This is a genomic window from Micromonospora hortensis, from assembly GCF_022230935.1.
GTDB lineage: Bacteria > Actinomycetota > Actinomycetes > Mycobacteriales > Micromonosporaceae > Micromonospora > Micromonospora hortensis.
In genome coordinates this window covers 234,645-248,041 of sequence record NZ_JAKKFE010000012.1, presented here as the reverse complement: position 1 = coordinate 248,041, position 13,397 = coordinate 234,645, and the positions used below count along the sequence as shown (strand labels likewise).

General features: G+C 71.1%; 9 protein-coding genes and 1 pseudogene. 3 read left to right on the top strand and 7 right to left on the bottom strand.

Going from position 1 to position 13,397, the window contains the following annotated elements; genetic code table 11:
- The first annotated feature begins 137 nt into the window (after positions 1–137).
- Complete coding sequence (gene murQ, locus NIE111_RS09655; protein WP_238684049.1) at positions 138–1,031, top strand: N-acetylmuramic acid 6-phosphate etherase; 894 nt, start codon at positions 138–140, stop codon at positions 1,029–1,031.
- A gap of 457 nt (positions 1,032–1,488) precedes the next feature.
- On the opposite strand, the pseudogene NIE111_RS09650 reads toward murQ, so the two are convergent.
- The 4 genes and pseudogenes from NIE111_RS09650 to NIE111_RS09635 form a co-directional block, all read right to left on the bottom strand.
- Positions 1,489–1,836 (bottom strand): annotated as a pseudogene (locus NIE111_RS09650) (ADP-ribosylation/crystallin J1); the annotation flags it as partial.
- A 163-nt stretch (positions 1,837–1,999) separates the two neighbouring features.
- Positions 2,000–2,284 (bottom strand): hypothetical protein, encoded by a 285-nt coding sequence (locus NIE111_RS09645; RefSeq protein ID WP_238684048.1) that lies wholly within the window; start codon positions 2,282–2,284, stop codon positions 2,000–2,002.
- A 981-nt stretch (positions 2,285–3,265) separates the two neighbouring features.
- Positions 3,266–4,504, bottom strand: a complete 1,239-nt coding sequence (locus NIE111_RS09640; protein WP_238684047.1) for an MFS transporter — start codon at positions 4,502–4,504, stop codon at positions 3,266–3,268.
- A 74-nt stretch (positions 4,505–4,578) separates the two neighbouring features.
- Positions 4,579–5,217, bottom strand: coding sequence for a DNA alkylation repair protein (locus NIE111_RS09635; protein ID WP_274530921.1), 639 nt, complete (start codon positions 5,215–5,217; stop codon positions 4,579–4,581).
- A gap of 236 nt (positions 5,218–5,453) precedes the next feature.
- Between NIE111_RS09635 and NIE111_RS09630 the strand changes: the two genes are divergently transcribed.
- Positions 5,454–6,167 carry an alpha/beta fold hydrolase gene (locus NIE111_RS09630; protein WP_238684045.1) on the top strand — a complete coding sequence of 238 codons (714 nt, stop codon included), beginning with the start codon at positions 5,454–5,456 and terminating at the stop codon, positions 6,165–6,167.
- Positions 6,168–6,232: 65 nt separating this feature from the next.
- Here NIE111_RS09630 and NIE111_RS09625 read toward each other — a convergent pair whose 3' ends face one another.
- Positions 6,233–7,996 carry an alpha/beta hydrolase-fold protein gene (locus tag NIE111_RS09625; protein ID WP_238684044.1) on the bottom strand — a complete coding sequence of 588 codons (1,764 nt, stop codon included), beginning with the start codon at positions 7,994–7,996 and terminating at the stop codon, positions 6,233–6,235.
- Positions 7,997–8,342: 346 nt separating this feature from the next.
- On the opposite strand from NIE111_RS09625, the gene NIE111_RS09620 reads away from it, so the two are divergent.
- Entirely contained in the window at positions 8,343–8,735 is a 393-nt protein-coding gene (locus NIE111_RS09620) for a YybH family protein (RefSeq protein ID WP_238684043.1), read from the top strand.
- 117 nt (positions 8,736–8,852) lie between these two features.
- Here NIE111_RS09620 and NIE111_RS09615 read toward each other — a convergent pair whose 3' ends face one another.
- Positions 8,853–10,421, bottom strand: coding sequence for an alpha/beta fold hydrolase (locus NIE111_RS09615; protein ID WP_238684042.1), 1,569 nt, complete (start codon positions 10,419–10,421; stop codon positions 8,853–8,855).
- Between the two features lie 69 nt (positions 10,422–10,490).
- A complete protein-coding gene (locus NIE111_RS09610) occupies positions 10,491–13,319 on the bottom strand; it encodes an AfsR/SARP family transcriptional regulator (RefSeq protein ID WP_238684041.1) in 2,829 nt (942 codons plus the stop codon).
- Between the last annotated feature and the right edge of the window lie 78 nt (positions 13,320–13,397).

Here is a 13,397-nt window from a genome sequence, read left to right as displayed (position 1 = left end):
GACTGTTCGCAGCTGCGCCCTCGGCCTGGCCGCGGCGGCCGGTCGCGAGGACACGCTCGACGGCGAGCCGCCGGGCCACCGGAGGCCCTCTCCCCGCCGGCCGGCGACTGCACACCAGCGAGAGGAACGAGCACCCCGTGGACCTCAGCACCCTCGGCACCGAGACCCGCAACGACAAGACCGGCGACCTCGACCTGATGTCTCCCACCGAGTTGCTTCTCGCGATGAACGACGAGGACCAGACGGTCGCCGACGCCGTCCGCCGGGCCGTGCCGGACATCGCCGCCGCCGTCGACGTCATAGTGGCGTCGCTCCGTCAGGGCGGACGGCTGATCTACCTCGGCGCCGGCACCAGCGGCCGGATCGGCATGCTCGACGCCGTCGAGATCCCACCCACCTTCGGTACGACGCCCGAGCGGGTCATCGGTCTGCTCGCCGGCGGGGCACGAGCCTTCGGCGTCGCCGTCGAGGGCGCGGAGGACGACCCGACCCGCGCCGTCGCCGACCTGGACGCCGTCGGCCTGACCGCCCGCGACACTGTGGTCGGGCTCGCCGCCAGCGGCCGTACCCCGTACGTGGTCGGTGGGTTGGATCACGCCCGCGCGCTCGGCGCGGCGACCGTCTCGGTGGCCTGCAACACCGACGCGGTGACCAGCCGGCACGCCGACGTCGCCATCGAGGTGCCCACCGGCCCCGAGGTGCTCACCGGCTCCACCCGGCTCAAGGCCGGCACCGCCGAGAAGCTGGTCTGCAACATGCTCTCGACTGCCACGATGGCACGGCTCGGCAAGGTGTACGGCAACCTGATGGTGGACATGAACGCCACGAACGAGAAGCTCGTCGACCGGGCGCGGCGGATCGTCGCCGAGGCCGCCGACACCGACCTCGACACGGCCGCGCGGGCGCTCGCGGCGGCGAACGGGCACGCCAAGACGGCCATCGTGCTGCTGCTGGCGAACTGCACCGCCGAGGAGGCCGCCGCCCGGCTGCGCGCCGCCGACGACGACGTCCGGGCGGCCGTCGCTGCCTGACCCGGGGATTCGCCGGGGCGTCGTGACCGGGCCGGGGCAGCGGTAGCTCGTTGCCCGGCTCGGGTCAGTCCTCCAGGTCGAACGCGAAGGTGCCCGCCTCGATGCGGTCGATGAGCTGGCTGACATCGTCGGCTTGCCGGATGGCGGTGTCCCACCCGCCACTGGCGATGTCGACAAGCAGCACCGGGGCGGGGTCACTGCGCAGGTCGAGGACGAGCTGTTCCCTGGAGCCGTCACCGCCGATGATCGCGATACCGGGGTGCGCGGCGGTGGCCTGGTCCCATGCCTCATGCAGCTCGAGCATCTCGCGTGGGGAATTGAGCCACACGTACGCCTCGGTGGCCATCCAACCCCGCCGGAACCACGACTCGCCCCGCAGGTAGGTGCGCCACGCCTCGGGCAGCGCTCGCCCCAGGGCCTCCTCCGCGTCGGTGAACTCCTCGTCGTCGACTGCCCCCCGATACTCGGCCTCGGCGGTGATCGCGCCGGCGATGTTGGCGTTGAAGTCGTCGAGTTCCTCGGCGGGAATCCAGTACTCCAGCACATCGCGACCACCGGCCTGCTGAACCTCGTAGCGGTCCAGGTAGGAACGTCGCACGTCGAACCGGGTCACGTAACCGACGCCTTTGGCGGGGACGTTCCACTCGCGGGCGATCTTCGTGGCGTACCAGCGGTTGAGCACGGGGTAGAAGATCGGCTGGTCGGGAAGGCGTGGTGGCCAAGCCCGCCAGCCGGCCGCCGCCACGAGGTCGAGTTCGGCCTGCCCGGTGGGCCGCCACAGCGTGATCGTGTCGGAGGTGCCGATGGTCTGCTCCCTGTCAGTCCCGTTGATGGCGGCATGATGCCACCGCCCGACATTCTGCCCTCTCGGCCCCGACACTTCGCCGATGAGCGCGACGCCGTGGACGACGGCAGATTGCTACTTCGACGAAGCGCCCCGTCCATAGCGGACGGGGCGCTTTCTGGTGTCAGTCGAGCTGTGGGTCCGGAACCGTTCGGTCCTCGTCCGCGACGCCGTCGGGGGAGCTGGCCAGCTCGATCCGGGGGGACCGATCCGGCGGGAGGTGGGCGAAGTCGGCGATGACGACGACATCCACCTCCCCGTCGATCATCGTCTGCTCGACGGTCTCCCAGGGTGCCCGCATGATTCCTGCGAATCGGTAGGAGTGTTCGCGAAGGTGGCTGAGACACCTCGCGACGGCGGGCTCCGACGGCTCGATGTGGGCGGGGATCCAGATAACGGCGATTTCCATGAACCTCTCCTGATCAACGTCGTGGACGCGAGTGGGTGATCAGGAGGTGTCGGGGCGGGGGAGGACCCCGCTCGACGGGACGGCTGGTAGCGCGCCTGTCGACGGCGGTGACGGTAAGACCTGGCCGCAGCGGCGACATGGGCGGCGAAACTTCGGCTGTTGACGTGGGTGGATCAGCGCCGCCGCCGCCGACGCCGGTCGGTGCGGACGCGAGCGCCAGCACGAACGCCGGTGGCCCCGGTGCGGGACGGACGGGCGGGTTGGGCCGCTGTCCGGTGACGGCGGTCATCGTCGCCCGTGCCTGCGCCCACGCGTGACCATCGGACGTGCCACGAGCGCCGCTTCGGGTCGCCGTCGCCGGTACACGCGTCGACGGTGCCGGCGATGGCGGTGAGGCTATCCGTGCCTTCGGGGATGCCGAGGGCGCGGGTGTGGCCTGCGGCGACGGTGTGCCGGCCGGCCGACTTGGCCGGGTGGTGGAGGGCTCGGCCGACGGCGTCGGCAGCGGAACGGCCGACGGCAGGGGCAGCGGGTCCGTCGACGGCAGGGGCAGGGGCAGGGGCAGGGAGACGGCAGCGGTCGGCAGGGGCAAAGGGACGGTCAGCCGCACCTCGACGAGGTCGGCCACCGAAACCGTGATGGCCTCCGGCGAGGTGGCGACCTCCACCAGCGGGAGCCGCGACGGCGATGGGGTGTCGGCGTGGGCAGGGTTGGCGCCCAGAGCCGCGCCGAGCGCCACCGCGCCGAGCGCCACCGGGGGGAGGCTGTGCCTCAGCCGCATCAGAGGGAGGCCGCCGGCAGCGCGGTCGCCAGGCCTGCCAGGTCCGGCTCACCGGTGCGGTGCCGCCGGCCGAGCTGTTGACCCTCGCACCCTGCCGTTCCCTCCATGTGCGGGTTCTTGCCCCGGGGGACCGGGGGCTACACCTTCTGTCGATATCTCCGGTGAACGATGTGGACGGACCGGGAGCGCACCCGATCGGGTCACACCCTCGCCTCGGCGGGTGTCGGCGTGGGGTCGAGCGGCAGGTCGCGCAGTCGGCGGATCGGCGTCGACAGGTAGATGATCGGGGACAACACGGTGAGCCCCCCGAAGATCAACAGGGTGGTTCGCGCGCCGAGTGGCCCGGCCAGGATGCCGGCGAGCAGGCCGCCGAGCGGGATGGCGCCCCAGGACACGAACTTGACAGTGGCGATCACCCGGGACAGCAGTTCCGGTGGGCTGGCGAGCATCCGGTAGGTGCGGGTGGTCACGCTGAGCACCACAGTGGAACTCGCGAAGATGAGGTTTCCGACCGCGAAGGCCAGGAACGCGGCGGTGCCGGTGCCCAGGGGGATGATGAGCGCGCCGACCACGCCGACGAAGGCCGCGATGATCAGGCCGCGTGCGGTGCCGAACCGATCGGTGAAGCGGGTCGTCAACGCCGCGCCGATGAGCGCGCCGAGGCCGTCGGCGGCGATCAACAGCCCGACCATGAGCGGCGACGCGTGCAGCTCACGCACCAGGTAGAAGGGGAACAGGGCGAGCATGGCGCCGTTGACGAAGTTCGTCGCGGTGGCGTCCCACATGGCCGGTCCGATGATCGGGTGCCGAAGCACGAAGTGCCAGCCCTCGCGGATCATCGTGATCATCGGCGGCCGCTCGGCCGGTCGCTGCACCCGCCGGGCCGGCAGGGTGCGCAGCAGCACGGCGGAGAGCAGGTAGCTGACGGCGTCCACGAACAGCGTCGGCACCGCACCCAGCACCTGCACGGCGAGACCGCCCAGGGATGGCCCGCCCAGCGCGGTGGCGGCGTGTGTGCCCGAGGTGAGGCTGTTGCGGGCCTGTAACTGCGCGGGCGGCACGATCTCCGGCAGGAAGGTCTGGTTCGCCACGTCGAACAGCACATTGGCGAAGCTCACCACCAGGGCGACCGCGACCAGCTGGGCCACCGTCAGCATGTCGTACCACCAGGCCAGCGGGACCGACGCGATGGCGAGGGCCCGGACCAGATCCAGGACGACCTGCATGCCGCGCAGCGGCAGGCGCTGCACGATCACGCCCGCCGGCAGGCTGATCAGAAGGTACGCCAGGTAGCCCGCCGCCGTGATCAGACCCATTTCGAACGCCGACGCGTGGAGCACTGTCAGCGCGGTCAGCGGCAGGGCCAGTGTGCCGACCGCCGAGCCGAGTTGGCTCGTCGTGCCGGCGACCCACCATCGCCAGAACGCAGTAAGTCCCATAATGGAACTCACTATAGGGGCGCGCGGGAGACGGCGTCGACCCCGCCGATGCGGGCTGACCGAGAACCCGCTGCCTATCCCGCTCTGCGCACCATTTCGCCGATCCAGGTGGGCGCGAACGGAGACGTGCAGCCGGGGGAGGTGGGGTAGTCCTTCAGCACCTCAAGGCGTTCGCCGATGGCGATCGCCCGAGCGCGGTGTTCGGCGTGCTCGATGCCGATCTGCGCCAGGCAGTGGTTCATCGCCCACTGCAGGCGATCCGGCGCGTCCTTCATCTCGGTCTCGATCACATCGAGCAACCCCGGAAGGTCGAGACCCTCGGGTTTCTTCGTCACACGTTCGGTGGTCAGCGCCCAGCCGGCACTCGCGACCACGGCATCGGGGTCGGCGAACCAGGCCCGCCGCAGATTTTCGGAGTGCGGGCTCTTCTTCACCACGTAATTCACGAGCCAGTCGTGCACCTTCGGGGTGCGCGCCTCGCGCACCATGACGTCCAACTCGTCCCGCTCGAACGCCTTGGGACGGCAGATCAGAACTGCCAGCAGCCGCGCCGAGGCATCGCCCGTCGACCAGAGTTGGCGCGCGAGGTCGTGCTGCGTCTTCAGCCGCTTCGCGAGCGCGCGAAGCGCGCCGAGGTGCACCGCATGATCGTCACCGTGTCTGGCGTTCACCTCCCGTGCCTTCGGGTCCTCCAACTCGGCCAGCTCGGCCATCACCTCGGCCACCGTCTCAGTCGACGTCGTCGCAGCCACCACAGCCTCCTTCCCGTCGGGTTGGTGCACCTTACGGCGACGGTGGGACACCGGACGCCCGGCGCGGCCCCGACCGACACGTTCAGCAGGCCGGGCGCAAGCCGTCGGGCCGAACGTTTCACACTCGCGTAACGGGTATCCAGGCGTACCAGTGCGACCGGCGGTGAACAGCTTCACGGAGTGAGGGGGCACCTGTCATGCCTGATCCACAGCCCACCATCGTGCTCGTGCACGGTGCGTTCGCCGAGTCGGCGAGCTGGAACGGTGTGCTCGAGCGGCTGGGCGCCGCGTACGACTCGGTGGCCGTCGCGAACCCGCTGCGGAGCGTCGCGGGCGATGCCGCGTACGTGCGGGATGTCGTCAGCGGGATCGGCGGTCCTGTCGTCCTCGTCGGCCACTCGTACGGCGGCATGGTGATCACGCAGGCCGCGGCCGGCGACACCTCGGTGCGGGCCCTCGTGTACGTCAACGCCTTCGCTCCGGACACGGGAGAGTCGGCAATGACGCTGTCGGCGAAGTTCCCCGGCAGCACGCTCGCCGACACGCTGGTGCAGTACCCGCTGTCGAGCGGTGGGAACGAGGTGGCGATCGGCCAGGACCAGTACCACGCGCAGTTCTGCGCGGACTCGTCGGACGACGTGGCCGCGCTGATGGCCCGGACCCAGCGGCCGATCACCGAAGAAGGCCTGGGCGGCAAGCTCACCGGCGACCCCGCCTGGCGGTCGCTGCCCAGTTGGTTCGTGTTCGGGGACGCTGACAAGAACATCCCCGCCGACGTGCACCGGTTCATGGCCGAGCGGGCCAACCCCCGGGGGCAGCGCGAGGTCGTCGGCGGCTCCCACGCGATGGCTGTGGCCCGGCCGAGCGAGGTCGCCGAGACCATCATCGAGGCGGTTCGGGGCGTGAGCTGACGGTCCGGCCGGACAACTGGCGGTGGGCCGACGACGACAGGTCGCCGGCCCACCACCGCCTTTGGCTAGCGAACCCGTAGCTGCTGGTGGACCGCTGCGGTGGGGGCGTGGACCCTGTCGCCGGAGTAGGCGACGTGCACCGGGTACACCCCTGCGGGCAGCCCGCCGGTCGGCAGTTCGACGACGGCCGCACCACCACGGAGCGGAACGACCTGGGTGGTGCCGCCGAAGGTGACGGCGACCTCGCCGGTCACCTTCGGAGCCTTGCGGTGCGGAGACTGTGCCCGTACGTCGACGGTCAGCGTGAACGTGCCACCGCTGACGACCGAGGCCGGCGTGGCCTTCGCCTGCACCGCGACCCGTGCCGGGCCCGGAGGCGTCAGTGTGACCTCAGCCCAGCGTGACTGTGTCGGATCGACCACCGACGTCGCCACGACGGTGAGCGACGACGCGGTCTCCGCGGCGGCGACCGACAGCAGACCCGCCGCGGAGATGGTGGTGCCGGTGGAGGTCGCTCCCTGGACCGACCACGTCACCGCCGGGCTGACACCCTCGTTGGTCCTCACCTGGGCGGTGAACTGCCTGGCCCAGTTCCAGCCCTTCGTCAGGTTCACCGTCGCCGGCGTCACCGACACGGAGTCCACCCCCGACCACAGGTGATCCCGGGCGAAGATCGTGAACAGCTGGCCCGCCGTCATTCCGTCGTGCGCGCCGGGGACCTGGGTCGTCGCGGCGGCGTATCCCCTGGCCCGGAAGTTGTTCGCGATGGCGTTCTGGGCGTTGAGGTTGCCCTCGAAGATGCCATTGCCGAGGAAGACGGACAGGTTGTCGTCCCCGACCGCGTTCGCGATGGTGTCGTAGTCCTGCGTGGTGAGCGACGGATTGCCGGAGAAGTGTCCGTAGAACGCGAAGGTGGTCGGGTAGTTCCTGATGACGACGCCGCCCGTCATCCCGCCGTACGAGAACCCGGCGTAGGCCCGCCCGGAGCGCTCGGTCGAGACGTTGTAGCTGCTCTCGATGAGGGGCAGGATCGTCTGGACCAGGTTGTTTGCCGCGTTGGTCTGGTTGTAGGACGCGAAGCCGAGGCCGGTGCCCGTGAAGTGGTTGCCCATCGTGACGACCACCGTTGGCTCGATCTCGCCCCTGGCCGTCATGTTGTCCAGGATGTTCGGGACGTTCGCGGGGACCATGAAATCGGTCTCGTCGCCGAAGATGCCGTGGGCGAGGTACGCGACCTTGTACGGCTTCGCGCGGTTGGCGTCGTAGGTGGCCGGCAGGTAGACGCCGAGGTAGTGGCCGCTGTCGCCCAGGATCGTGGTGTACGGGACGTACCGGACGGTTCCCCGCTTCGCGCGGTCGACCACGGGCAACTCGTAGTCCGCACGCGCCTTCAGCACCGGGTCGTCCTGCTTCTTGGCGTACGGCACGTGCACGGCGTCGAGCACGTCGTTGTTCCTGACCCGGAACGAGGAGTCGCCCGGCGGCCGGGGGTTCGTCGAGGCGGGGTCCCAGATGCGCTTGTTCTCCCAGCCCCGCGTCGGGTCCCAGACCCGGTACCAGTAGCTGAGACCTCCGGCGTGCAGCGGGACCGAGACCGACCAGTTCCCCTTCGGGTCCCTGGTCATCTCTCGGAGGAACTCGGTGCCGCCCGCGTGGTAGCGCCCCGGCTGCCACTCTTCCGGCTGGTAGCGCGTGGTGCCGGTGTTGACGTCGAGCAGGGTCAGGTCTCCGGCGAGGCGGACCTGGGTGGCGTGGGGATTGCGGTAGACGAAGGTGACTGTTTGTCCGGTCGGTGAGGTGCGGTCCGCCTTGACCGTCGCACCGGGCACTGGTGCGGGCCTGCCGGCGGCGGCAGCCGGCGTGGGGACGGCGGCCCCCGCTCCGAGTGCCGTGAGCGCGAGAATCGAGATCGCAAGCCGGAGCCTGCGTCTTCCGGTCGTTTCCCTCATGCGCGAAGACTCCTTTGTGGTGGTCGCTCGTCGCGGTCTGGTCCGGTGCGGGGAGTTGAGGGCTTCGATGGTCGCTAAATCGAATTAGCATCGGGAGTGTGGCTGGCTGAAGCTTTCGATGTCAAGGGTGTCCAGGGCCGAGGCCGGCCAGCGCCTCGATGGGTGCACCACCTGCGGCCTGCGGGTTTTCCCAGCTGACCGGCGCTCGGATGGCAAGGTGAGGGCCATGGACAGGAAGCACGTCGCGGATTGGCTGGCCACCTACGAGCGACTCTGGCGGACCCCGGGCACCGACGCGCTGGTCACGCTCTTCACCGAGGACGCGAGCTACCAGCAGGGGCCGTACTGGACGCCCGTCGTCGGCCTGCCGGCCATCGCCCGGATGTGGGAGAAGCAGCGCAAGGGCCCCGACGAGGTGTTCCAGCTGACCACGAAGATCGTCGCGGTCGAGGGTGACACCGCCGTGTCGTGCCAGGAGGTCCGCTACGGCGACCCGGTCGACCAGGAGTACCGCGACCTGTGGGTCATGCGATTCGCTGACGACGGGCGGTGCCGCTCATTCGAGGAGTGGCCGTTCTGGCCGGGACAGCAGCCCGCCGACCCGCCCGACGGCTCCTGACCGGAAACGGTTGCGGCGACGCCCCAGCCGACGGGGTAGGGGACCTGACCGACGCTCCGTCGGACCGGTCGCACCACCTGCCGTGAGCTGGGGCGTCACCGTGATGACGTCGACCCGTCAGACCGGGGCGGCCGGGCAGCTAGCGCCGACCGGCGGTGTGCTTCTGGTGATGAAGTACCGCTCCACCTGACGACGGGTGCACTCGGTCCGTGGGTAGCTGGCGTGGCCCGACCCCTCGTAGGTGACGAGGTGGCCACGGCTGCCGAGCTGGCGTACCACCCGCTGGGCCCCGTCGTACGGGGTGGCCGGGTCGTACCGCCCGTTGAGCACCAGCAGCGGCGCGCTCGTCCGGACCCGCAGCCGATGTTGTGGGTTGTTCGCCGTCCAGCCCAGGCAGATCGCGGCGAAGCGGACTGCCAACGGGGAGGCCCGCAGGTGCGGTGCCGTGGCGCGGGACAGGTCGAGGTACCGGTTCCAGTCGGCGAACCCGTCGACGGGCAGCGACCAGTCCTGGCAGAACGCCGGCAGGGCGTACTCGGTCAGGGTCTCGTCGCCGTCGACCGGCACCATCGGGGACGCGAGTGCGGCGGCCTCGCCCCGCTCCAGCGCGAGCAGCATGTTCGCGAGATCGGCCCAGGTCGCGTCGAAGAAGTTGACGACTGTCGCGAACCCAAGCTCGAACCAGGTCAGCGGGGCGCCGGTGGTCGCGTCGACAAGCGTGCCGGCGTCGGCGCGGCGCATCAGGCGGTCGTAGAGCGCCGGCACGTCACGTCCGTGCAGCGCGCAACCAGAGTTCCGCTCGCACCAGGTCACGAATTCGTGGAACAGCTCCTCGTTACTGGCCGCACCACCGCGGAAGTACTCCCGCACCCCCTGGCTGTGGTCCATCACGCTGTCCATGACCAGTGCGCGGACACGGTCGGGGAACAGTTCGGCGTAGGACTGCCCGATCAGGGTGCCGTAGGACCACTGATAGAAGCTCAGCTGCCGCTCACCGAGTGCGGCCCGGATGGCGTCGGTGTCGCGCGCGACGCTCACACTGTCCAGGTGGTCGAACAGGGGGCCACTCTGGGCGCGGCAGTCGTCGCGCAGCTGGCGGTTGTAGGTGCGGAGCCGCTCGAACTCCGCCGCGTCGGCGGGCGTCAGGGAGGGGTGCCGGGCCAGCAGCGCCGATGAGCAGCGCACCGGCGCGCTACGGACGGTGCCCCGGGGATCGAAGCCGACGATGTCGAAGCGGCGCAGCACGTCCGGCCCGAGCTGGCTCTCGGCCGTCAGTGCCACGTCCACCCCGGACAGGCCCGGACCGCCGGGGTTGAAGACCAGGGCACCGATGCGGGCGGCCGGGTCGGTGGCGGTGCGCCGAGCCAGCGCCAGTGGGAAGGTCTCCCCTCCCGGTCGGGCCCAGTCGACAGGCAGGCGCAGGGTGCCGCACCGCGTGCCCGGATCGTCGGGCCGTTCCGGGCACGCCTGCCAGTCGATCCGACCGTTCCACCCGCCGGTGGTGTCTACGGTGGCCGGCCCGGTGCCGTCGGCGTCGGCTGGCGTGGTGCCCGCGAGCGACGGTGGGGCGTTGAGCGAGAGGGCGACGAGGACCGCGACGACGGCCGAGAGGCTGCCGAGGAGCCGCCGCCGTCGACGATCAACCCCGGGCGGATGCCGGAAGGTGGTTCTCTTCGTGGTCAACATTCGTCCAGCCTGCCGACGGCCGGTCCACGTCGGATCCATGCCGGTCCGGGGACGGCCGGCGCGGGGATTTCATCGGTACGCGGCCAGTCGTTCGGACAGCACCGCGGCCTGTGGATGACCGACGCGGTCGAGGATCGCCAACGCCTGCCGCCACAGGTCGACCGAGGTGTCGTGGTCGCCCACCGTCTGATGAATGTCGCCGAGGCGGACGAGCGTGTCCGCCCTTCCGCACGGGTCCTGGACATCGGAATAGAGCGTGAGCGCGCGCCGGTAGCAGTCCGCCGCGGTCTGGTGTTTCCCGAGGCCGTGATGGGCGAACCCGAGACTGTCCCAGGTGTTTGCCGCACCGAGCCGGTCCTCGGCCTCCTCATAGAGCGCGAGCGCCTGCTTGCAATAGGTGATGGCGCGAGCGTGCTCGTCCAGCCGCGCGTGGCTCCAGCCGATGGCGTTGAGCGCCGCCGCCTCGCCGAGCCGGTCGTCGGTGCCGCTGGCCAGCGCCAGCGCCCGCCTGGCGTGCGGCAGTGCCGCCCCGGCGTCGCCCTCGATGTCGGACAGCCAGGCGAGGTGCAGGTGGGTGCTGGCCTGCCCCGGGCGGTCGCCGGCCTGGTCGTACCGGGCCATCGCGCGCTGGAGGTGATGGTGGGCCGCACCGAACCGGCGGTGCTGGATGTGAGCCAGCGCGAGATCCCGGTGGGCCAGCGCCTCGGCCCGGGGGTCGGCGCGACGCTGCGCGACAGTGACCGCGACGGCCTGCACGGTGGCCAGGTCGTGCCACTGCGAGAGCCGGCTGAGCAGGGGCGTGAGGGACTGGGCGAGCTGCCCGGCGTGGGCGTCGAAGCTGTGCGCTACCGCGTCGTCGACGACGGCCAGCAGCACCCGCGCTTCGATGGTGAACCAGGCCAACGCGGCCCGGTGGTCGGCGAACGCCGACGGTGACGCGTCGGCGCGCAGGGGCGGCGGATCGAGCGGCTGCCAGCCGGGGTCGACCAGCCTCGCCGCGTCGTGAGCGACACACAGGTAGTGGTCCAGCACGCGCCTGCGGACGGCGCTACGGTCGGCCGGACGGTCGAGCGTGTGCGTCAGCTCCTCCCCGTACGCGCGGAGCAGATCATGACAGCGGTAGCGGTCGGGGGACAGCTCGGCCAGCAGGTTCGCCCGGGTCAACTCGTCGAGCGCCGGCCGGATCAGGTGCGGTGGCGCCCCGGCGAGGCTGGCCGCCGCCGCCCCACTGACGTCCGGGGCGGCGTGCAGGCTGATCTGGCGGAACAGTCGGGCCGCGTCCACGCTGAGCAGTCGGTACGACCAGGAGAGCACGGTGCGCACATCGGTGGCGGCATCGTCGGTGGCCAGGGCGGCGAGCCCGCCCCGGCTCGCCGCCAGATCGTCGGCGATGGCCTGGAGCGGAAATGTGGGCCGGGCGGCGGCTCGGGCGGCCACGATGGACAGGGCCAGGGGCAACCGCGCGGTACGTCGGATCAGCTCGTCCACCGCTGCCGGCTGCGCGGCGGCCCGCTGCGCACCCAGTCGGCGGACGAGCAGTTGGCGCGCCTCGTCGTCGCTGGGCAGGTCCAGCGCGAGGGGATGGGCGCCGTCGGTGGCGACCAGGCCGGGCAGGGTGTGGCGACTCGTCACGAGCACACCGCAGCCTGTCGACCCCGGAAGCAGCGGCCGCACCTGTTCCGCGTCGCGGGCGTTGTCGAGCAGCACGAGCAGCCGTCGGTCCGCGGTCAGGCTGCGGTACAGGGCGAACTGGGCCGCCGGCTCCGCCGGGATCTCCAGGGGTTTCACACCCAGGGCGGGCAGAAGCGAGCGTACGACGACGGCTGAGGGTGACGCCTCCTGCGTCGCGGTGCCGAATCCCCCCAGGTCGACGTGGAGCTGCCCGTCGGGGTAGTGATGCAGGTTGTCGTGCGCCCAGCGCAGTGCCAGCCAGCTCTTTCCGACGCCGCCCGTACCGGTGATGACGACGATGCTGGCAGAGGGGGAGTCACCGAGCAGCAGCGTGGTGAGCCGGGCCAGGTCCCCGGCCCGGCCGGTGAACAACGTCGGTGGGGCCGGCAGTTGCCGGGGGACGATTCGCGGCGCGATTCTCTCCGGTGGCCGCGGATCGGATGTCAACAGCTCTCGCTCCGCCCGCAGGATGCGGGTGTGCAGGTGTTGGATGTCGGGACCGGGCTCGACTCCCACCTCCTCGGCGAGGAGGTGGCGGAGCTGCCGGTACGTCGCCAGCGCGTCGGCCCGCCGGCCGGTCCGCGCCAGGGCCACCATCAGTTGCCCCCATGGGCGCTCGCGCAGCGGATCGTCGTCGACCTGGCTCCGCAGCGGTTCGATCAGCTCGTGATGCCGTCCGGCGCGCAGTTGGAGGTCCGCGACCTCTTCGGCCAGGCTCGACCGCTGCTCCTGGAGCCGCGCTCGGACGGAGAGCAACACGCCCCAGCCGGGGAGGCCCGCGAACGGCTCCCCACGCCAGAGCGCCAACGCGGCCTCGAACGACTCCTGGGCGGCTGCCCAGTGACAGTGCCGCAGCGCGGAATACCCGCGCTGGGCCAGGTCGTCGAAGGCCACGCTGTCCACTGTCAGCCCGTCCAGGGCGAGGCGGTAGCCGGTGGGCCCGGCGAGGATGGCGGGGTCGGGGAAGCCCGGGGCGCGCAGCGCCCGGCGCAACGCCCAGACATAGGTCTTCACGTTGCCGGCTGCCGTCTTCGGTGGGCGTCCCTGCCACAGCTCGTCGACGAGTTGGTCGATGGACCACCCGGCGCCCGGCTGCGACATCAGTACGGCCAGGAGGCGCACCCGCATCGGCGTGCCGAGGGCCAGCCGTTCCCCGCAGGCCGACCGCACCTCGACCGGCCCGAGCAGTTGGTACCGCGCCGCCGGTGGCGCCCCCGCGGGGTCCATCGCCTCATCGTAGGGGCCCGAATCATTCCGTCTCATCGGCCGGGCGGCCGCGGTCCGCCCCCGTCTGTCGAGTGGTGT